17 protein-coding genes are annotated in these 21544 nt (G+C 59.0%); 5 read left to right on the top strand and 12 right to left on the bottom strand.

From position 1 onward, the window contains the following. Positions 1-134 precede the first annotated feature (134 nt). The 10 genes from MSKU9_RS00530 to MSKU9_RS00485 form a co-directional block, all read right to left on the bottom strand. Positions 135-2471 carry a TonB-dependent receptor plug domain-containing protein gene (locus tag MSKU9_RS00530; RefSeq protein WP_162515698.1) on the bottom strand — a complete coding sequence of 779 codons (2337 nt, stop codon included), beginning with the start codon at positions 2469-2471 and terminating at the stop codon, positions 135-137. Positions 2472-3192: 721 nt separating this feature from the next. Continuing rightward, positions 3193-4269 (bottom strand): proline racemase family protein, encoded by a 1077-nt coding sequence (locus MSKU9_RS00525; protein WP_227002283.1) that lies wholly within the window; start codon positions 4267-4269, stop codon positions 3193-3195. A gap of 82 nt (positions 4270-4351) precedes the next feature. Further along, on the bottom strand, positions 4352-5653 hold the full coding sequence (locus MSKU9_RS00520; protein WP_162515696.1) for an MFS transporter: 1302 nt from the start codon (positions 5651-5653) through the stop codon (positions 4352-4354). Positions 5654-5744: 91 nt separating this feature from the next. Then, positions 5745-7100 (bottom strand): oxidoreductase, encoded by a 1356-nt coding sequence (locus MSKU9_RS00515; RefSeq protein WP_227002282.1) that lies wholly within the window; start codon positions 7098-7100, stop codon positions 5745-5747. A 189-nt stretch (positions 7101-7289) separates the two neighbouring features. Then, entirely contained in the window at positions 7290-7706 is a 417-nt protein-coding gene (locus MSKU9_RS00510) for a RidA family protein (protein WP_193557598.1), read from the bottom strand. Between the two features lie 58 nt (positions 7707-7764). Further along, positions 7765-8520, bottom strand: a complete 756-nt coding sequence (locus MSKU9_RS00505) for an SDR family NAD(P)-dependent oxidoreductase (RefSeq protein ID WP_141259415.1) — start codon at positions 8518-8520, stop codon at positions 7765-7767. 134 nt (positions 8521-8654) lie between these two features. Continuing rightward, positions 8655-10964 carry an oxidoreductase gene (locus MSKU9_RS00500; RefSeq protein WP_141259414.1) on the bottom strand — a complete coding sequence of 770 codons (2310 nt, stop codon included), beginning with the start codon at positions 10962-10964 and terminating at the stop codon, positions 8655-8657. 95 nt (positions 10965-11059) lie between these two features. Further along, the gene (locus MSKU9_RS00495) at positions 11060-11833 is read right to left on the bottom strand and encodes a cyclase family protein (RefSeq protein WP_141259413.1); all 774 of its coding nucleotides are present in this window, start codon (positions 11831-11833) and stop codon (positions 11060-11062) included. 12 nt (positions 11834-11845) lie between these two features. Continuing rightward, positions 11846-13402 (bottom strand): indolepyruvate oxidoreductase subunit beta family protein, encoded by a 1557-nt coding sequence (locus MSKU9_RS00490; RefSeq protein ID WP_141259412.1) that lies wholly within the window; start codon positions 13400-13402, stop codon positions 11846-11848. Between the two features lie 48 nt (positions 13403-13450). Then, positions 13451-15619: an indolepyruvate ferredoxin oxidoreductase subunit alpha gene (locus MSKU9_RS00485; protein WP_141259411.1), complete on the bottom strand. Its 2169-nt coding sequence runs from the start codon at positions 15617-15619 to the stop codon at positions 13451-13453. Between the two features lie 375 nt (positions 15620-15994). Between MSKU9_RS00485 and MSKU9_RS00480 the strand changes: the two genes are divergently transcribed. The 4 genes from MSKU9_RS00480 to MSKU9_RS00465 all read left to right on the top strand — a co-directional run bounded on the left by MSKU9_RS00480 (position 15995) and on the right by MSKU9_RS00465 (position 19615). After that, on the top strand, positions 15995-16483 hold the full coding sequence (locus tag MSKU9_RS00480; protein WP_141259410.1) for a DUF3830 family protein: 489 nt from the start codon (positions 15995-15997) through the stop codon (positions 16481-16483). Then, complete coding sequence (locus MSKU9_RS00475) at positions 16483-17784, top strand: NAD(P)/FAD-dependent oxidoreductase (RefSeq protein ID WP_141259409.1); 1302 nt, start codon at positions 16483-16485, stop codon at positions 17782-17784. Before MSKU9_RS00480 ends, MSKU9_RS00475 begins: the two co-directional genes overlap by 1 nt. A gap of 81 nt (positions 17785-17865) precedes the next feature. Continuing rightward, positions 17866-19038: a pyridoxal phosphate-dependent aminotransferase gene (locus MSKU9_RS00470; RefSeq protein ID WP_141259408.1), complete on the top strand. Its 1173-nt coding sequence runs from the start codon at positions 17866-17868 to the stop codon at positions 19036-19038. Positions 19039-19141: 103 nt separating this feature from the next. Continuing rightward, the gene (locus MSKU9_RS00465) at positions 19142-19615 is read left to right on the top strand and encodes a MarR family winged helix-turn-helix transcriptional regulator (protein ID WP_162515695.1); all 474 of its coding nucleotides are present in this window, start codon (positions 19142-19144) and stop codon (positions 19613-19615) included. Positions 19616-19663: 48 nt separating this feature from the next. Here MSKU9_RS00465 and MSKU9_RS00460 read toward each other — a convergent pair whose 3' ends face one another. Together MSKU9_RS00460 and MSKU9_RS00455 are read right to left on the bottom strand one after the other, a co-directional pair. After that, entirely contained in the window at positions 19664-20077 is a 414-nt protein-coding gene (locus MSKU9_RS00460; protein WP_162515694.1) for an acyl-CoA thioesterase, read from the bottom strand. Further along, entirely contained in the window at positions 20077-20514 is a 438-nt protein-coding gene (locus tag MSKU9_RS00455; protein ID WP_162515693.1) for a MarR family winged helix-turn-helix transcriptional regulator, read from the bottom strand. Before MSKU9_RS00455 ends, MSKU9_RS00460 begins: the two co-directional genes overlap by 1 nt. Before the next feature lie 739 nt (positions 20515-21253). Between MSKU9_RS00455 and MSKU9_RS18875 the strand changes: the two genes are divergently transcribed. Beyond that, positions 21254-21544 (top strand): IS3 family transposase (locus tag MSKU9_RS18875; RefSeq protein WP_141259404.1); only part of this gene is annotated, 291 nt, incomplete at its 3' end.

Here is a 21544-nt window from a genome sequence, read left to right as displayed (position 1 = left end):
GACCAGGCGCATGATACCGTCCCGAAGGATCTGCTACTGCAGGGGGACAGAAGTCCGGTCCGGCGCAGGCTGTGCCCCATGGCGGCAGGATCTTCAGCAGGACACGGACTGTATTGCTGATGGATATGGTGTTTTTAGAACTTCATATCTGCGCGGAAGTAATAGAAGCCACCGTTGAAGGCCAGCTGCGACGCATAATAATCATACTTGGTCACGCCATAGGCACGCCCCTGTGCCGGCACTTCGGTCGGGTGGGTATTGAAGATGTTGTTCCCGCCAATGGCCAGATGCAGGTTGCGCGTTGCCGCGTAACCGAATTCCAGATCTGTCACCCACCGTGGTTTTGCTTCAAACGGGAAGAACGTATTGACCGACCATGCATTCGGACCCGTTGTATATTGCATTTCGTCGGTAACGGAACCCCAGCGTGTTTCACGCAGCGTTGCGTCAAATCGACCCAGTGACCAGTGTCCGGACATGATGATCTTGCTGCGCGGCGTTGTCGTTGTCAGGAACGCAACCTGCTGGGCATTCAGTACGGGGGTACCGTTACTGTTATAGGACATGTGCGATACACGTGTCCTGTTCAGATTCAGGCCAAGTGACCAGTCAACACGCCCATACTTCTTGAAATCGGTCAGATAGGTCGCGGTAATGTCCAGCCCCTGCGTACGCGTGCTTGCCCCATTAGTGAAGTAGTTGACCGAAACGGCCGAGGGATCGAGGCTGGTCGGCACTGGAATACCGGACAGGTCGATGGCGTTCAGCGCTTCCGCCCCAGAGGCGTACCCCCCTTCCACAATACGATCACGGATATTGATCTGATAGACATCAGCAGCAATATGCAGTTTTTTCAGCGGATTGATAACAATACCGCCGCTAAGGTTGGTAGAGCGTTCCGGCTTGAGCGCCTTGGCGCCCAGTGACCGCGCCGCTGCCGAATTGACGGCCAGCACGCCACTGGCGGCTTCGGGACTGACATTCAGGTTGGTGAAGTTTTCCTCCGCCAGTGTCGGGGCGCGGAAGCCGTTGCTGATCGTGCCACGGATCGCAACCCATTTATTGATCTCATAACGGGTGGACACCTTGCCGCTGATCGCATTGCCCACGTCGGAATAATGTTCCAGACGGCCTGCCAGATCGACTTCCCAACCATTGAGCGGCTTGAAGTTTACATCCACATAGCCTGCATAGATATGGCGCCCATGTACGCCGGATGCGACGTCGGGCAGGCCAGGCAATGCCTGTGAACCATTGCCGTAAAGCGACGCGGCATCACCCGCTCCCATCTCGTACTGCTCGTTACGGTTTTCAAACCCGAGCGCCACCGCTACAGGCGCAGCGAAGAACGGCGCCGCGATCGAACGGCGCAAATCGACGTTATTGACCCACTGCGCATTACGGTAATTGCCGATCGAGAAACTGTTGGGGGACGTGCCCGTGGCCTGCAACAGATCCAGGTTGATCGACTGATCCAGACCACTATGGAACCAGTCAGACCCGTACGTGCTGCTGACATCCCACGAGAAACCAAAGAAGTTGTCCCCCTTGAACCCTGCGGTCACACCCATGTCGTTTTCGTCCGATGTCTGGATCGGGCTGTAACCGTTGGGATAGATTCCAGGATAGCCGCTTGGCATGGTGCGGTAAAATGCCCAGGCCTTCGCATCCCTGTGGGCATAGGTTGCGTTACCGTAAAAAGTTACGTGTTCCGTAAGCGGCAGGTTGAAGTTGACGCCCAGCGCCTCGCGGTCACTGGCCGGAATGCCGAACAGCCGGTCAACCTTGGCGTTATAGCGTGTATCCGTGCCGTCATGATGGGTTGGGTCCTGGTGACGGTAATCAAAGCTGAGCTGCAGGGAACCGCCATGGCCGATCCTGAATCCCTCATTGAACATGCCGCCCGCGGTAAAGCCCTGATTGTTCCCGTAATTGCCAACAAGGCTCTGGGCGGAAATGCCATGATCCTGTGATTTCAGGATGATGTTGACCACACCGGCAACAGCGTCAGACCCGTACTGGGCGGCCGCGCCATCACGCAGTATCTCGATATGATCGATCATGGACATCGGAATCATATCAAGATCGGTTGGGGTCGATCCCTGCTGTGAACCAGGAGACGCATAGATATTGGCCGTCGGGTGACGTCTTTTCCCGTTGATCAGGATAAGCGTCTCGTCCGGGTTCAGGCCGCGCAGCGATATGGCATCGGTCAGACCACCTGCCCCGGTGCCGAATGCCGGCGTCGTGACCGACGGCGATGTCACGATCAGCGCATCACGCAGGTTCGTCTGGCCCGTGCGCAGGATCTGCTGCCTGGAGGTCACATCAACCGGGCTCATGCTCTGGTAAAGCTTGCGGTTGGTGGTACGGGTGCCCGTTACGATAAGCTGTTCCGCCTCACCCGAATTACGGGTGGTTTTCTTGTCTTTGGTCTGTGTTTCAGCCGTTGCCGCAGCGTACCCCGGCATGGGGACGGTGGATATTCCTGTCAAAAGGAACAGAAGAAACGGCAGCTTCCTGTTACGCATCCAATTCTCCATCCTGATTACTGTTATGAGAAGCACGCAGATGCCGTGACTTCGAAAAAGGGATTGCCCGGTTGCGTGTAAAAGGCTTGGTCGCGCCGTACCGACCGGGAGTGACGTGGAGCAGAGAAAGTAAGGTATTTCTTCACGTGAATATGGACATATAGTATGAAAAGCTTATGTCTAAGTCAATACGAACTAAGAACGTTTCCCACTAAAAATGCCAGCGGGGCATTTCTGTACATTTAAAATAAAAGCATTTTATTTCAGTATATTAGACCAACGTACCAACGAAAAACGTTGCGATATCGAAAATTTGCATCAGGTTATGTTGCAAAAATGCCAGAATAGCTGGCGGGATCAAGACCATCTGGATTTTGGCAAAATATTACTGCACCGATATGTAATATCAATTTGGTTTTGTTCTGGTCCATCCGATTGGATAGCGTGTCAGGTTTAAAATCCAGCCAAAAAACATTACAAAAATGAAATGGATTTTCCCGCGGAAGATTTTTGTTCAGAAACTATAGAAAAATGCCACCTTCATGAAAAAAAGGTGGCACACAGGACCGTCTGTTATTTATATAAACGTATTGTTCTGAAATAATATCCAGATCCCCATGCCCGGGCGAAGCCGTGGGGCTGGATGCGCCGTCGTGACGCGTTACACTACAGCCTTGCCGCCGCCGATAAGAAAACCATTGCCCAGCGGATCATATTTCGAGACCATCAGCTGGGACAGTGCGGTGATCCAGGCGGAACCGGTTACGCGCGGCACAAGATAGGTGCTGCCGTCTTTCCGCTCTTCCTTTACAATTCTGCCCCGATAATGTGTTCCCATGATGCTTTCGTTAACGAAATCATCGCCTACCTTTAACAGACCCTTTGCCACCCTGACCGCCATCCTGGCACATGTGGCTGTGCCGCAGGGCGAGCGGTCAAAGGAGTGGGCACCGGAAACTGGAACATTCAGCCCATCGGCCCCTTCCGCCCGTGGTTCATCGGTCCAGACGATATTGCCCACCGATGGCACGACACCGGTCAGGGGATCGGATAAGGTGGATGTCCGGCCCAGTTCCTGACGGATGAATTTCGCTTTTTCAATCAAGGTATCTATCAGGTCCGGCTGAACCGACAGACCGACACTGGCTGATTCGACAAATCCATAATACTGGCCGCCATAGGCTATTTCCACGGTTGTCTTTTTACCGTGTCCGGTATCGACTTCAACAGAGCCAATATAATATGCTTGGGGAATCTGGAAGGAAACCGCCTGGCATCGGCCGTCCTTTATTTCCACTTCTATCTCCAGGTTACCCACGGGCGTCAGGAGTGGAAGTTGAAAATGCCCGTCCGTCCCCAGGTCAATCGAGGGGATCAGCGCCAGTTCGCACAGCGTTGTCACAACACCGATCGTGGCGTGTCCGCACATATCCGGATAGCCGTTGGCATCCATGAATACGATCCCGAAGGGCTCACCGGCTGCGCGGGGCGCAATCAGCGCGGCGGCAAACATTGACCGGTGCCCGCGCGGTTCCAGTACCGCCATCCGCCGGACCCAGTCGGCCTGAGTTCTGAAATGATCCCGGGCCGATGTGGGGGAAAGGCCGGCAAGGTTTTCGCCGCTGTCCATAATCACGCGTGTTGTCTGGCCACAGGTATGGGAATCCACAACATGCAGGGTCCTTGCGCCGTCATATGACCCGTTGGGATGAATAAGGCGCGCACTGTATTCTTGCATGTTATTACTCATGTTTTACCTATCTGGGCAGAAGAGAGGAAAAGGAAATATTCACCGGGGTCACAAAAAGCGCGCGGCTTCGTCAGCAGGAAGTCTGCTTCACCGTTCCCACGGAAAAGGTGGACATTTTTCGGCATGTCAGAACCAGCCCGCAGAACGAGATGATGGACACGGCATAAAATATGACAATCACGCCATTAAAGGAGCCGGTCCTGTACAGGATGGCCGTAGAGATCAGGGGAATGAACCCCACGATAACCGACGCGATGGACTGCCCCAGCGCCAGACCGGAAGAGCGTACCTGAACCGGAAACAGCGCCGTCAGCAGGCCGGGCTGGGTACCAATCATGGCGGCATGGAAAATGCCGTTTGTAATGACAAAGGCCGCCATGATGACATAGGGGTTGCCAGTACCGACCGACATGAAAAACGGGTATATGGAAATGGCAGAACACAGGATGCCAAGCCCGTAAACAACCGGTGCGCCCAGCAGGTCGGCCAGCCGCCCGAATATGACCATCATGACCGTATCAGCAGTCATAGAGACAAAAACCGACGCAATCAGGATACTTTCATTCACATGCAGCCACGCGCCATAAGAGAGCGAGACGGTTGTGGTCATGAGGACATAGATCATCTCGGACAGGATCAGGGTGGACGCAGCCAGAACCGACGTCTTGTAACTGCGGATCACTTCCGTCATGGGGGTCTGGACGCCGTTTTTTTCGGCAACCCGGGCAAATTCGGCCGTATCGCCCACCTTCAGCCGGATCACGACACCCAGCACGACAACCACGATGCTGACCAGAAATGGCAGGCGCCATCCCCAGGTCAGGAACTGATCACCGCTGATGGCGCGGAAAAGGAAAAACAGCCCCGACGAGAGTATGAACCCTACCCCGACCCCTGCCTGGCTCCACGCGCCATAAAACCCCTGCTGCTTCGGGGGAGCGTTTTCAGTCGCCATAAGGATCCCGCCACTCCATTCCCCTCCGGCGGCAAATCCCTGGATCAGGCGTAACGTAATCAGGGCAATGGGGGCGATGATGCCCGCCTGCTGGTAGGTTGGCAGCAGACCGATCAGGAATGTCGCCCCCCCCATCAGTGACAGCGTCCATGTCAGCGTGGTCTTGCGGCCATACCGGTCTCCGACCGAACCGAACACGATTCCGCCCAGAGGCCGTGACACAAAGCCCACTGCATAGCCCACAAAGGCACCGCTGGTGCTGAGTATGGGGTTGCTCAGGGGGAAAAAGGACGGACCAAAGACCAGCGCGGACGCCAGCCCGTACAAAAAGAAATCATAAAATTGCAGCGCATTGCCAATAGATGACGCCAGTATTGGCAAAATGACCTTGAAGTGCCGCAACAGTCCACGTTCCACACTGAATACTCCAGGTATGAGGGCAGTTATATCCGGGAAGAAACCCGTCAGGAACAAGACGGGATGACAGGCTGCAGTGCTGCTTATCGGGTCATGCAGGTGCCTCAAGCCGCCGCCTCCCATCAGCGCAAAGCCGCGTGTCCAGGCTATCCAGGGCGGTGCGGTCCCATAACCGGCAGGTCACGGCCTTGTGCTTCTGGTCCAGTCCTTCACAGTAATTGGTGTATTTACAGACGCGCATGCTGTCAGCACGCCCCTCTCGCGCCTTGAGCAACCAGTCCGGGTCCGCCATGAACTGCCGCGCGCTTGCAACCACATCGCATGTGCCGTCTGCCAGCATCGTTTCCGCCATATCCACGGTATGAACCCCGCCGGCACAGATGACGGGCGTGTCGAAACCGGCGCCACGGAGCTGCGCGCGGATGAAGCGCGATGCCTTTGCATTACGGCCAAACGGCCCGAAGGAATCTGAAATCGCGTGTGGAATGCATTCATATCCGCTTGGGCCGGTATAGGGATAGGCCGCCTCACCTACCCGCGGCTGGAGCGCGTCTTCAAACTTCCCCCCACGGGAGAGCGAGAGAAAATCAAGCCCGCGCGCCGCCAGCCGTCCTGAAAACCAGGCGGCATCTTCTACCGTGCCGCCACCCGCAATGCATTCTTCGGCCAGCAGGCGGCAGCCGACCGTATAGTCCGGAGCGACCCTGCCGCGCACGCTGTCCAGTACGGCTTCCGCCAGCCTTACGCGCCCTTCGCGCGTCTGGCCCCACCCGTCTCCACGCGTGTTCAGCGCCGACAGGAACGAGGCCATGGTATAGGCATGGGCATAATGCAGTTCCACCCCGTCAAAACCGGCATCACGCGCCCGCAGGGCCGCGTTGGCGAACAGGTCGGGCAGGACATCGGGCAGATCCTTTATCCACGGTAGATGCACATCCGTTATCCGCTCCCGCGCCCCGTAATCCAGGGCTTCGCGTTCACGTGGGTCAAGAATGGTCTCCAGCTCGGCGCGGCTCATGTTTTTCAGGCGGTCGCGGATGATCGCGTCGTCCGTCTCGCCCAGCAGTGTCCGGTGGCGGTCGGTTATGACCAGAAAACGCGTCAGGAAACGATCTGGCTCCGGCCTGCGGCGTATGTTCAGGAAATCGATAAGCTGGACGAAAACCTTTGTCTCGCCCCTGCTGGCCTGCCGAATGGTCGCAACCAGTTCCGCCATGCCCGCCACGTATCTGTCATGCGACAGGCGAAGAAGCGGGCCACTGGGAATATCCCTGATCCCTGCTGCTTCCACCACGATCGCGCCGGGACGGCCCATGGCGATGCGCCTGTACCATGCAAGGGTGGATGGGGTGACATGACCGTCCTCACTGGCCCGCCAGCTTACGACGGCGGGGTACCAGCTTCTGGTTTTCAGGGCGAACCTGTTGACCGTAACAGGTCTGAACAATGGGGAATCCGCCGCGCCGGCGGAAGCAGCCGGCGCATGGGACTGCCACTGAATTCGGTCCGATGGTTTCCACATCCTGCCCTCTGTCTTTCCTGATCCCATTCATGCCCGAAGAACCTCAACATTCGTTATAATGTCGTGTTCGTAACAATTTGCGTAGACGTGCCCGTTGCCATGACCTGTTCCCTGTTACGGAATGACGGCAGTCGCCTCGATTTCCACAATGGCCCCGGGCTCAACCAGACGACCAACCTGCACCAGACTCATGACCGGGTAATGCCGTCCCATCGTCTGCCGGTACACAGCCCCCAGCGGACGCAGGCTGGCATTGTAGACGGCTATGTCCGTAACGAACCATGTCATGCGCACCAGATGTTCTGGCATGGCCCCTGCCGTTTCCAGCAGGCAGCAGATGTTCTGCAGCGCCTGTTCGCACTGTGCCACGAACCCGTCGCGCATGTCGCCCTGCGGGGTTATTCCGATCTGGCCACCCAGCACCAGCAGCCGCCCGGAGGCGGCAATGGCATGGGAATACCCGCGTGGCGCGGGCCAGCCGTCCGGCAGCAGTATCCTGTGATCCGTTTTTTTTGTAAGACATGAATCCATGTTTGTTTCCACCTGCATGAAATAGAAAAAGTCCTGGCCGGAACGGTCGGGAACGGGCCTACCCCACCTCTCCCCCGGCCACGGGCAGTGCAATGCCGTTGATGGCACCTGCTTCGCGCCCGCACAGGAAGGCAGCCGCCACGGCCACTTCCTCCACGCTGTTCAGGCAGCCACGGGGATTAAAACGGGCGAATTCAGTGCGGATGTCCTCCGCCGGGCGACCACTCTTCCTGACGATGCGCTCCACGCTGTCACGCACCAGATCACTTTCCGTAAAGCCCGGACAGACGGCATTCACGGTTATGCCGTGACGCGCGTATTCAAGCGCCAGCGAACGGGTCAGGCCCAGCAGGGCATGCTTGGCGGTGACATAGGGGGAAACATAGGCATACCCGCGCAGTGCTGCCGTGGAGGCAACATTGACGATGCGTCCGTCCCGTCTTTCCACCATGGATGGCAGCACAAGCTGACACAGCCGCGCCGCCCCCAGCACGTTCAGCCGGAATGCCTGCACGAACGTATCCATGGCCATATCGGCAAAACGGGCGCTGGACGATCCACCGGCGTTGTTGACAAGGACATTGATCGCCCCCGCTTGTGCAACGGCCCTGTGAAAGGCGTCATCCAGTTCCTTTTCGCACGTAATGTCAGACACGACGTAATGATGTGCATCACCCGCATCGACCACCGCCTCAAGCTGCGCTTCCGAGCGGCCAAGAACGGTCACGATATCGCCGCCCTGCGTCATTTTACGGGCAATTTCCCGGCCTATGCCCCTTGAACCGCCTGTAACCAGCACATGCCTTGCACGCATCAAGATTTCATTCCCCTGTCGGTCGGGTGGACCGCATTATTATCTTATATTTAAGATACATTGATATGAAGTATATCTGCAACCGCTTTATGGGCCTCCCCCGCAGGCAGCTGCCTGCGGGGCTGGTGACCCTATCAGGTCACTGCATGCCGGCGGGGCCGCGCCCGGATACGCAACGCCTGCTCCTCGGCAAAATTGCGGCCTTCGTTACGTTCCAGCGCATGCAGTCCGGGCAGGTTGCCGGGGCACAGACGTGGCATGGGTGCGCCATAACGGGCCGCCGCGCGCAGGATGAGGGCGGTATCAACCAGCATGGGACGACCCAGCGCAACCAGATCCGCACGACCGGCTGCAAGGATGGTATTGGCCTGGTCAACGGTGGAAATATTGCCCACGCACATGACGGGCAACCTGGTTTCCGCCCGGATCTGCTCGGCAAACGGCACCTGGAACATCCGGCCGAACACGGGCCGGGCATCAGGCGTGGTCTGCCCGGTGGACACATCGATCAGGTCACAACCCGCCTGCGCGAACAGTCGCGCCGCCGTCACGACATCGCCCATCGAGATGCCGCCTTCCTGCCAGTCAGTTGCTGAAATACGGACCGCCATGGGACGTTCGGCAGGCCAGGCCGCCCGCACGGCCCGCACCACCTCCAGCGGATAGCGCATGCGGTTTTCGATGCTGCCGCCATATTCGTCGTCCCGGATGTTGGTCAGGGGCGAAAGAAAACTGGCCAGCAGGTATCCGTGGGCACAATGCACCTCGATCATGTCAAAGCCGCAGTTCACGGCCCGCCGGGTCGCGGCAACGTAGTCCGCCGTAATCGCGTCCATGTCATCACGCGTCATGGCGCGGGGCACCGCGCTGTGTGGATGATAGGGCAGAGGTGACGCGGAAATCAGATCCCAGCCCCCTTCGGCCAGCGGCTGGTCCATGCCTTCCCACATGACACGGGTCGCGCCCTTGCGGCCCGCATGTCCCAGCTGCAGGCAGATCCGGCTGTCACCTTCGGCATGGACAAAATCGACAATCCGGCGCCAGGCGCTTTCCTGCGCGTCGGTATAAAGACCGGTGCAGCCCGGGGTGATCCGGCCATCGGGGCAGACATCGGTCATTTCCGTGTAGACCAGCCCCGCCCCGCTGGCGGCGAACTGCCCGTAATGCACCAGATGCCATTCTCCCGGCACGCCGTCACGGGCGCGGTACGTGGACATGGGCGACACCACCAGGCGGTTGGGAATGTCCATATCACGCAGCCGGAACGGCTGGAACGCGGGCACGACCCCTGCCCTGGTGGCATGGCCGGATGCCGTGCAGTCCGTCTCGAAATCCTTCTGCACCTGCGCCACGAAATCCGGGGCGCGCAGGGCAAGGTTATCCCATGTAATGGCTTTTGAACGCGTCATGAGGGAGAAGGCGAAGCGGATCTCGCTCATGGGCCAGTAGCGGTTAAGGTGCTCAAACCATGTCAGCGAGACTTCCGCCGCATGCTGGAGGCGTTCGACTTCATCACGCCGTTCGGCATCATATTTTGCCAGCGCATCGCCAATAGTGCCGGTCGCCATGACGGCGGCATGCAGGGCAATGGCATCCTCCATGGCAAGTTTCGTGCCCGAACCGATCGAATAATGGGCCGTTGACTTGGCGTCACCCATCAGGACGATATTGTCCTTTGACCAGTTTTTACACCGGATGGCGGGGAACCGGCGCCATATGGACCGGTTGGCGATCAGCCCGTGGCCGTCCAGTTCCTCGGCAAAGACGCCTTCCAGATACGCGACATATTCGGCCTCGGTCATGTCTCCCAGCCCGCACCGGGCAAAGGTTTCCTCGTCCACCTCAATGACCCAGGTACTGCGTTCGCGCTCGTACTGGTAGCAGTGCGCCACGAATACGCCGCCCTCATGTTCGCGGAAAAAGAAGGTGAAGGCGTCCAGCGCGCGCGTGCTGCCCAGCCAGACAAAACGGTTGGAACGCAGGTCGATAGCGGGCTGGAAATGGGCGATGTTCTTTTCGCGGATCGCGCTGTTGATGCCATCGGCCGCCAGGATAAGATCCGCTTCGAGGAATTCCTCGGGCGATACTTCGGTACGGAAGGCCAGTTCGACGCCCAGTTCTTCCGCCCGCCGGTACAGCAGCTGCAGCAGCGTGCGGCGCGAACAGCCGCAGAAGCCATTGCCCGGCACCCGGAATGTCCGCCCCCTGACCGCTATGTCCAGATCATCCCAGTACGAGAACTCACGGCGGATCATTTCATAGGACGGCAGATCAGCCTGCGCGAAGATATCAAGGGTCTGGTCACTGAATACCACGCCAAAACCGAACGTGTCGGCCGGAGCATTCCGCTCGAAAACCCTGACCCGCGCCTGTGGGAGATCGCGCTTGAGCAGGATTGCAGCGTACAGACCGGCAGGCCCGCCACCGATTGAAACGATGTCCATCCAGACATTCCTTTTTTTGGCAGGCCCGAAGTATTATATATTACACAAATCAGTTATACAATACTTCGGAAATGCAGTTGATATTTTAATATATATTATCGCGTTACAAGGGCGAAGACCCGCAGCGGGCTGCCCGATCCGTCACGCAGTTTCAGCGGCGCCGCCATGACAATCGCACCACGCGCAGGAAGCCGGTCCAGCCCGGTCAGGCATTGCAGCCCATATTTGCCCGCGCCATGCAGCAGGGTATGGGCGGGGTATTGCGGCTCAAGCAGATGGGCTTGGCCACAGTCGGTGCCGATCGTTTCCGTGCCAAATCCAAAAATGTCCCGCTCCTCAATCAGGAAACGGATGCATTCGGCGGATGGCCCGGGCGTATGCGCGCCGTCCTCCTTGCGGTTGGTGTAATCCTCCGGGCTTCTCCTGCCCCAGTCCGTGCGCATGAAAACCCAGGTACCGGGTTCGATCGTGCCGTGTTCTTCCTCCCACTGACGGATGTGTTCGCATGTCAGCAGGAAATCGGGATTTTCCGCGGCGGCGGCAGCGCAGTCTATGACATTGACCGGTGCTACGAAGTCGCGGGCAGGCATGGTATCGACGGTATTGTCCGGCAGGTTCCGGCCACTGATCCAGTGGGCCGGGGCGTCAAAATGCGTGCCGGTATGTTCCCCGACGGTAAAGTTACGCCAGTACCACGCAATGCCGTTTTCATCGTAGCGGGAAATGACCTCGCTGGAAAACGGCAGTGTCTGGCCAAAGGGCTCGGGCAGGACCAGCGTGGGGAAATCCTCGCTCAGCGTGTGGGTAAGATCCACCACCTCTATGCTGCCGCTTGCAAGGTCGGCAGCCAGTTCGGGCAAAAGTGACATGATCGTACTCTCCTATGCCATGGCGCCGCGCTGGAAGCGGGCCAGTGCGGCCTCCAGCGCCGTGCCTTCCGGGTCTTTCAGGGCGGCTTCACGCAGAAGCCGGGTCCATACCGCCGCCTTGCCCTGCGGCAGCGGCCTGTCGACCATGACGCCAACCGCCGTCATGACCCGATCGAACTTTGACAGGCCACGGACGTGGGTATCGCTGTAGCCCTTGACCAGGCGCCTGCAGCGCAGCACCTCGACACCGAAATCGTAATCCTGTTCCAGCGCGGCGCGGGTCAGGTCGAGCCATTCGTCCCGATGGCGCATTTCGCGTTTGTGGCGCAGCGAAACAGGGCGCAGGCGATAGAGTTCGGCAGTAATGGACAGCAGCACGAACCAGCGCAGCCGGTCGGTCCGCACCCGCCAGCCCCTGCGCAGGAACCGCCCCATGAGCAGTCTGCCCAACCCGGTTTTTTCCAGCACCAGGGCAAGGCCGGATGGCAGCAGGCCCAGCACTTCTTCAACGCGCGGATGCATGAATTCGGTAATGGCAAGCGGCTGACCGGCGGCTACACCCATTTCCGCCGCGATGCGGGAAAAGCGGGTCCGGCGGGTCTTGAGGTCTGCCACCCGGATCACGTCGTCATAGGCCATGGCGTTGGCAATATGGCGCGCGGCTTCGATCGTCAGCGCGGGCACGCCCTGCGCGCGTTCCTTCAGCGCAAACTCACGCACAAGCGCCAGATAGGCGGCTGCATACGCAATGTCCTGAAAATCCGCCACGCGCCGCAGTCCGGCATCAAGCATGGTGGCGGCACCGGAAGGCAGCCCGGCCGCCGCGTGCAGCAGCGCATCGAAATCCGCTACGCCAGACGGGCTGAACGGGGCCACCGCCTGCTTCACCGCAACGGGGCGGGCCGGTTCAGGCGTATTGCCGGTGGTGCGCGCAAAGCCACGGTCAAAGGCGGCCAAGCTTGGCTTGACCCCGATCCCGCCATTGCGGATTGCATCCTCGAACGCCTTGCGGGGAAATGGAAGGACATTACTGGCCGCCAGCGCCCCCAGCATGACGGCGGAAATGACGCTGCGCGCCTCCTTCGCCACCTGCTCCATATCAAAGGCGATGACTTTTTTTGCGGCAAAGGCCGCGGCGTCATACACCGGCGCGGGGTCTATGCGCCCGTCGCCGGGGTTGATGCGTTCTTCCACCGCGTAGCTGCGGTGTGTGGAAACGAGCAGGGTCGTGCGCTCCGGCGTGACCAGGCCGCGCAGCATGGCCCGACCGCCTTCCATCAGCTCGGCCCCCATAACGATGTCCACTTCGCCCGGCGTGGGCAGCAGGGCCAGAACGGGCATCCGTCCCGCCGGGTCGGCCGGTGCGATCTCGATGTAATAAATGGTTGCCCCGGTGCGCTGGGCCACGCCGGGAACCGATGTTGACTGGGCGATCCAGCCGCACTGTTCCGCGAGGGAGACAATCCAGCTGACCAGAACGCCGCCGCCCTGACCGCCCATGGCGCAGACGGCTATTGAAATCGGTTTTGTCGCAACGGCCACGGAGTTTTTTCGTGAAAGAACGGTCATGAAAAATGTTGATCCTGTACAGCTACCAGATGGGGCGATGGCCGGACGTCAGCTGAATACCGGACGGCGCGCTTCGCGCCATTGCTGGACGGACGCAATGAGTGCCGAACGGATGCGGTGTTTCCACCGCTCCGACCGTGCCGCATTGACCACTGCATCCGCACGATAAAAGGAGGGGCACAGAACGGCGGCATCCGCCACCTCGCCACAGTTGCCGCAGGCGACACAGCTCTGGTCGATGCTGGCGACCGGGTCCTCTTTCAGCGGGTCCCCCGATGGCTTGACCGACAGGGACGGACAGCCGGACAGCCTGATGCATTCATGATCGCCAGTGCAGACGTCCTCATCCACGCCAAAACGCTGGGTGACCACCCGCTTGCCGTCCTTCAGCGCCTTGCGCTTCAGCGGCTTTTCGCGCCGCTGACGATTGAGCATGCATTCCGAAGACGCCACGATCACCTTCGGCCCGCTTTCGCGCGTGGTCAGGGCTTCGCTCAGCACCTCGCGCATCCGGCCGACATCGTAAGTATGATCGATTTCCCGCACCCATTTTACGCCCACCCCCTCGATCGCCCTGGAAATCGGATGGTGGGTGGAACGACTGGCGGGGGTCGAGCGCGAGGACGGGATATCCTGGCCACCCGTGGCGGCGGAATAATAATTATCGACAATGATGGTGACATCATCGTTTTTATTGAAAACCGCGTTCCCGATACCGCTGGTCAGCCCGTTATGCCAGAAGCCGCCGTCGCCCATTACGGCAATCGTGCGTTTACGCTCGCGCCCCTTGCGACGGCTGTCCCCGCTGAAGGCCGAGGCGGAAGCCGGCGCCAGTCCGTAACCCATGGTCGTGGCGCCAAGGTTGAAGGGCGGCAGGATGGAAAAAAGATGGCAGCCGATATCAGACGCGATGTGATGTGGCCCCAGTTCCTTTTCCACCAGTTTCATGGCGGCAAAGATCGGCCGCTCCGGGCAGCCGGTGCAAAATCCGGCGGGACGGGCGGGCACGCTGTCTTTCAGCGCTGCGATCTGCGGGGCGCAGGTGATGGGAGGCTGGTTGGTGGCCCGTGCCATACCGTCAAGCAGATCGGGCGCATCCGCCACGAACAGGTTGCGCAGCCCGTCGGTCAGCACGCCCACGGTATATTCGCCCCCCATGGGCAGCATGTCCTTGCCATGCAGGGTGCAGTCGATCCGGGCGCGGTGCAGGATCCGGCCGATGGCCTGCTCAATATAGTCGGGCTGGCCTTCCTCGATGACCAGAACGCTTTTCTTGCCGCGACAGAATTCCACGACCTCGTCATCAATGACCGGATAGGCAACGTTCATGACGTAAAGCGGGATGTCAGTCTTGCCATACAGATCGGCCAGACCCAGCCGCATCAGGGCACGCAGCGTATTGTTGTACAGGCCACCCAGCAGGATCAGCCCGACATCCGCATCCGGCTGGTCAAAAAATTCGTTAAGCCTGTGCTCCCTGATGTACTGCACGGCGGCTGGCCAGCGCTGTTCCAGCTTTTCGGCTTCCTGGACGTAGGCCGCGGGCGGCAGCACGATGCGCGAAAGGTCACGCTGGGGGCTGCGTGTCGCTTCATCCAGCGTCATTGTGGGCCGCCTGTTATCCCTGGCTACAAATGTGCCGTGCAGGTGGCAGCTTCTGATCCGGACCTGGAGCATGACCGGGGTGCTGGAGGCTTCGGATAGTTCGAACCCCTTCTCCACCATATCGACGATACAGGGCAGCGAAGGGCGGGGATCGAGAAGCCACATCTGGGATTTCATGGCGAAAGCATACGAACGCTCCTGCATGATCGAGGAGCCCTCACCATAATCCTCACCGATGATGATGAGCGCGCCCCCCTTCACCCCGCCCGAAGACAGGTTGGAAAGCGCATCCGATGCCACATTCGTACCTGCGGTGGATTTCCATGTCACCGCGCCACGGATGGGATACATGACGGAAGCGGCCAGCGTGGCTGCGGCCGTTGCCTCGCTGGCACTTGATTCAAAATGTACGTCCAGTTCCGCCAGCAGGTCCTGCGCGTCCGACAGCACATCCATCAGGTGGGAAATGGGCGCGCCCTGGTAGCCCGCCACATAACCCACGCCCGACTGCAACAGGGCCTTGGTTATGGCGAGTATCCCCTCACCCCGGAAGGTTTCTCCGGCACCAATGCGCAGATCCTGCACTTCAAGCGCAAACGACCGCTCTGCCATGATGTCCCGCTCCTCATTCAGATATGAAAAATAGTTAGCACATAAGATATTTTTGCTTCAACCATTTACTGTTCGATATCGCAATGAATTTGCATCCCCCCGGGCGCACGCCCGTCACTTCCGACAGTAAATGTTACGGTAAAAAAACAATTTCATGGCCTGCCAGGTGCCGATTATATTCCCTGTCCCGACAGAAACCGGCTGAAGCCTGGGAACGACATGATGGTACATGTACCTGTCCCCGTCTGTTTTGCGCATGCCGCATCCATTCATGATCCTGCCAGTCTTTCCGTCCGGATGCCACAAAAAACGATCGACATCATGTGATTTTGGTTATAATATTATATTAACCTTGGTTAATGGATATGCCCTGACATGACCCGTTTCATTACTGTTAAAGAAGAAAAATCAGCACTGGCCGCACGGTTCCAGTTACTGGACAAGGAAGCACCCCGTCACGCTGAAATGCTGTGGCGTATCGCGCAGCAGGGCGGTAACCATGGCGCAATCCATGCCATGTGGACGGGGCCGGAAATTTCATGCCCCGTCGTGGGTGACAGCCTGCCACAGGGCGCGGCATTCGACCTGCCGCCGGAAAACGCCACCAGTTTTCCCGATATGGGCGAAATCGCTACGGTATTCGCGCCAAAGGGTACATGGAAGGGCGCACCGGACGCCGATTTTTTTGATATCGGCATTTTTTACGGTCCGGGCGGGCGAATGCTCATGCCCATGGGCTGGATCATGGGGTCCGTCTGCGCCCGCGTGGTGCCGGAAGATCTGGCAGCCCTTCGGGAAGGGTGCTGCGTCATCCGCAGGAATGGCAGTTGCAGCCTGACCTTTGAAGCCACGAGCCAGAACTGATGGCCCCCTCAGCAGAGCGGCCGCTGTGGCAGGGCAGCGCCACACTGGATATTCCGCACGGACGTGGCTGCCAGCAGGCTGAAACCGTTGTGATCGGTGGCGGCATTGCCGGTCTGTCCACCGCGTTCCATCTGGCCCGCAACGGGCATGACGTGGCTGTTCTCAACGCGGGAACGGCCCTGGGGCTGGCCACGCGCGCCAGTGCCGGTATCATTACCGGCCAGCTTGTGCGCAATACGCCCGCTTCCATCATGAAACGTCTGGGCAAGGAGGACGGCAGCCGCCTGCTGGAAGCGGTCGCCGCCTCCCCGCGCGAAACATTTACCCTGATCCGGGAGCAGAATCTTGCCTGCGGCGCCATGCCCAACGGGTTTCTCGCGCCGTTTTTCGGTAATGGCCAACGTGAACGCCAGACAGTGGCGGACTGGCAGCCATGGCGGCAGGACATGTCCCTGCTGGATGCGAAACAGACAGCACAACTGACCGGATGCCAGGGATATGCCGGGGCCGTCCTCGACCGCAGTGGCGGGGGCGTGAACCCTGCGGCCTATGCCGATGAACTGGCCCGGCGCATTATGGAAGAAGGCGGCCGGGTCTTCAACAGTTGCCGCGTAACCTCCGTCACGCGGGATACGGGTCATGGGGCTGCGCGCTGGCTGGTAAGTTTCCCCGGCGGGGAATTCGTGGCGCGCAACGTCATTCTGGCGGCAAATGGCGGCAACCAGTTCCTACACCGCGCGCTGCGTCATGCGGTGCTTCCCCTGCCGGTGCTGGAGGTGGCCACCGCGCCCGTCTCCCCTGCCCTGCGGAAAGTCATTCTGCCCCAGCGCCACGCCCTGACCGATCTTGCCACCGATGTCTTTTCCATCCGTTTTGACACCGAAGGCCACCTGATTACGGCAGCACCCGCGCCCGAGCATTTCGACTGGGCACGGATTGAAGACAGCATTAACGACCGGCTGCAAAAGGCCATTCCCGGCTGGGAACGGCTGCCGCTGGAATTCGCCTGGACGGGCACCGCATGGCTGCGCAGTGACTGCGTGCCGCGCATGCCGATCCTGGATGAAGGGCTGCTGGCCATTCAGGCGTGCAACGGACGCGGCCTGGCCATCAACACGCTGGCGGGTGGTGACGCAGCCAACTGGATTCTTTCCGCCGGGCGGGACCTGCCGCGCCTGCCGACCAGTCGCCCCCGGGCGGTGCCGGGATTCATGCTGCTGCGCCATGTGCCACGCCTGATCATGACCGCCGCGCGCCTGCGTGCGCGCGTCACGCAGATGATAAAACGACCCGCGGCATAGACGCGCGGATTTTTACAAAACTGGCAGCGCGGGACGTGATGAACGTACCGCGCATTCCGAACTTTCTGACGGAACCTGATCATGAGCCGACTGGCAAAACGTATTACCGAATCATCGCCCAAGAATTATGGAATGTTTTCCAAGGCGATGGCGATGGCAGGCACGCGCGATCTGATCCATCTTGAACTGGGGCAGCCGGTTCATGACACCCCTACCCATATCAAGGAAGCGGTGGTGGATGCCCTGCATGCCGGGCACGTTCACTACAGCGATCTGCGGGGCAATGCCGAACTGCGCACGGCGCTGGCCAGCAAGCTGCAGCGGGAAAACGCAATTGATGTTACCCCCGATCAGGTGCTGGTTACCAACGGCCTGACGCAGGCTTCCTTTGCCGCCCTGTTCGCCACCATCAATCCGGGGGATGAAGTCATCCTGCTGGAACCCTTCTATCCGCAGCATATCGGCAAGATCGAACTGGCAGGTGGCGTAGTGGTGCGCGCACCACTGGACCGGGCGAATGGCTACAGCATCAATCCCGACATGATCGCGCCGCACATTACGCCGCGCACCAGAGCGATCATTCTGGTTAATCCGTGCAATCCAACCGGCCGCGTCTACAGCCGCGAGGAACTGTCGGCATTGGCCGATCTGGCCATCCGCCATGACCTGCTGGTCATTTCCGATGAAGTGTACGAGCAGATCCTGTTTGATGATGCCAGTCATACCAGCATTGCCTCACTGCCCGGCATGGCGGAGCGCACGATTACCCTCTTTGCCTTCACCAAGGCCTATGCCATGGACGGATGGCGACTGGGCTATGCATGCGGCCCGACGGACCTGATGGCAGGGCTGCTGACGGTCACGTCCAACGAGGTGACGCATGTGAACACCTTCATCCAGTATGGCGCCCTTGCCGCCGTGACGGGTGATAAAGGCCCGCTGCAGGGCATGCTGGCCGAAGACCGCAGGCGCCGTGACCAGGTGGTCCATGCGCTGAACCAGTGTCCCGGCGTCACCTGTCCGCTGCCGCAGGGCGCGATCTATGCATTCCCTGACATTTCAGGCACCGGACGCCGGGCGCAGGATATTGCCGATGCCCTGCTGGAACGCGAAGGCGTGGTGGTGGAAGCTGGCAGTTTCTATGGCCCTGCAGGCGAAGGCCACCTGCGCGTGTGCTTTGGCGCGGAAAGCGCTGACCGCCTGACCACGGCGCTGGAACGCATGCGGCATTTCTTCAACACGCTAGCCAGCTGAAAGCGCCGATCCGGCATTTCGCCGCATGACAGGTTGAACGTGACGTGCGCCGCATTAACGACTATGTTCAGCCTGTTCTCATAAACCCGATACAGAGCTGCCCGTGAACAAGAACGTCATACTAGATCCCGCCGCGCATGACTTCGACCTGTTCGGATCCCCTTTCTATCTGATCGCGCATGCGGATTTTCAGTATCACGAAGATGTGGAAACCGTTCTTGTAAAAAACGGCGTCAATAAAAGTATCTATCGCATACTGACTGTCCTGCGCGCGCAGGAAAACATCAGTATTTCCGGCTTGGCGCAGCATTCGCTGATCAAGCGCAATACGGTCGGGCGACTGATCGAGCGCATGGCGCAGATGCAGCTTGTGACGACCTTCCTTTCCCCTGATGACAACCGCGTGACCATTGTCACCCTGACCCCGGAAGGTCGTAAGCTGCTTGACAGGCTGACGCCCGTCGTGGCCCGTCAGACCATCCGGGCCATGGAGGGCCTGAACCAGGAACAGCTGCAGGCGTTTGTAAAAACCCTGCGCCATATCATCAAAAATCTGGACAGACTTGGGATAGAGTAGAAACCATCCCGTTCAGGAATGGGCATGCATAAATATACCGCGTCTGTATTATTTTGAAATTTCCCTAGGCTTTCCCTTTGCATCCACGGCCACCATCACGAATGTAGCCGTAGCACACTGGATAGCTTCCGCCTTGCCCAGATCCGCCGCCCACATTTCCAGATGGAAATGCATGGACGTACGCCCCGTCCTGAGCAGCCGGGCATAGACCTTTACATCCTGATGCGGATACACGGGGTGGAGGAACAGCAGTTCCTTGACCGCGACCGTCGTCACGTTTCCCGAACTGGCGCTGCCGCCGGCAAGACCGGCCGCCTGGTCAAGACGCGCCATGATCCAGCCACCGAATATGCTGCCCGCCCCGTTCAGGTCGGCTGGCATGGTCATGACCCGCAGCGCCAGTTCCGCCGACATTTCATTGGCCGGTGTCTCGTTATGTGCCTGCGCGACCTGTTCCGTCATTATCCTGCTCTTGTCCGTTTCTTTTCCCATTGCTCTTCCCTTGCCGCAATGGCAGCCTTGGTCTTGCCCAGCAACTGGTGAAGCTGGGACAGTTCATCCTCGGTCATGCCTTTCAGCATTTCCTGTATCCATTCCTGATGAGCAGGCATGGCGGTTGAACAGAGCTGTTCACCCAGCGCGGTCATCTGCACCAGCGTGCTGCGCCGGTCGGTGGGATGAGGGTGACGTTCAACCAGCCCTTCCTGTTCCATCAGGTCGATCAGTCCGGTCACGTTGCCCGTGGTGACCATCAGGCGCTGGGACAGATCGCCCATCGAGAGCGTTCCGTTGCTGGAATCAAGCTGGGCAAGAACATCAAAGCGCGGCAGGGTAGTATTATACTTTTTCCGCAAAAGCTTGCGCACGCGCTTTTCAACCAGCTGGGTGCAGGCAAACATCCGGATCCAGACCCTCAGTGCCATCTTGTCGACTGATTGTTTCGTGTCCTCCTTATGCTTGGCGGAGTTTGCTGCGAGCGATGATTGCACAGGCATTGTCTGTTCCATACCGTATGATGCGGATTATCATAAATCGATGTTATATCATAATATTTTAGATCAAAGCTTCTAAGGCATGTTTTTCTTTTTTACAAAGACAAGATTGCTCTGGCAAGCAATCACGCTTTAAATGCGGCTTTCTGACGACTTTGTGTTGGTCAGCCCGTTGCGCTGAATGCATTACGCAGACATCTACCTGTTTATATTATTGATTTTCAATAGGAACCGGTCCAACCAGAATAACAGTCTTCATTGACATCTGACCACATCTTCACACCCTTGGCGCCATATGCCGGGGGACTCGTAACGGTTTTGTGCCGGTCATCTGGGCGTTTCAGGCCCGTATCAAGAGACCGACGAGACCATGAAGCATACGGAAGATTTCAAACGCGAGGCCGTGAGGATTGCGTTGAGCAGTGGGCTGTCACGCACGCGCATGGCAGCCGATCTGGATAAATGAATCGTGGAATACCGTCCGGCCGAGCCGGCATCCGGGCCTCAGGCTGATCTGGCCCGCGAGAATGAACGTCTTCGTCTGGAGAACCGGATTCTGCGGGAGGAGAGGGAAATCCTGAAAGAAGCTACCCGGTTCTTCGCGAACCGGAAACCATGAGGTTCGCCTTCATACAGGGGCATCGGCATGAGTGGCCAATCGAGAGGCTCTGCCAGGTTTTACGGGTCTTGGCACGCGGTTACCGGCGGGGCATCCCGACCGGCCTGTCAACGCCAGCGCACCGATCTGAAGATAATGGCGCATATCCGTGAACATTATGCCCTGAGCAACGCCTCCTGCGGACGGCCCCGCATGACCCTGGAACTCAGGGAAGCCGGGCTTGACGTCGGGGAACGGCGCATTGGCCGACTGATGAAGGACAACGGAATCCGGCCCGTGCGCACCCGTCGCCACAAGGTCATGACCGACAGCCACCAC

The sequence above is a fragment of the Komagataeibacter diospyri genome (assembly GCF_006538165.1).
Taxonomy (GTDB): Bacteria; Pseudomonadota; Alphaproteobacteria; order Acetobacterales; family Acetobacteraceae; genus Komagataeibacter; species Komagataeibacter diospyri.
The sequence above is the reverse complement of the archived record's forward strand: the minus strand, read 5'-3'. Positions and strand labels throughout refer to the sequence as shown.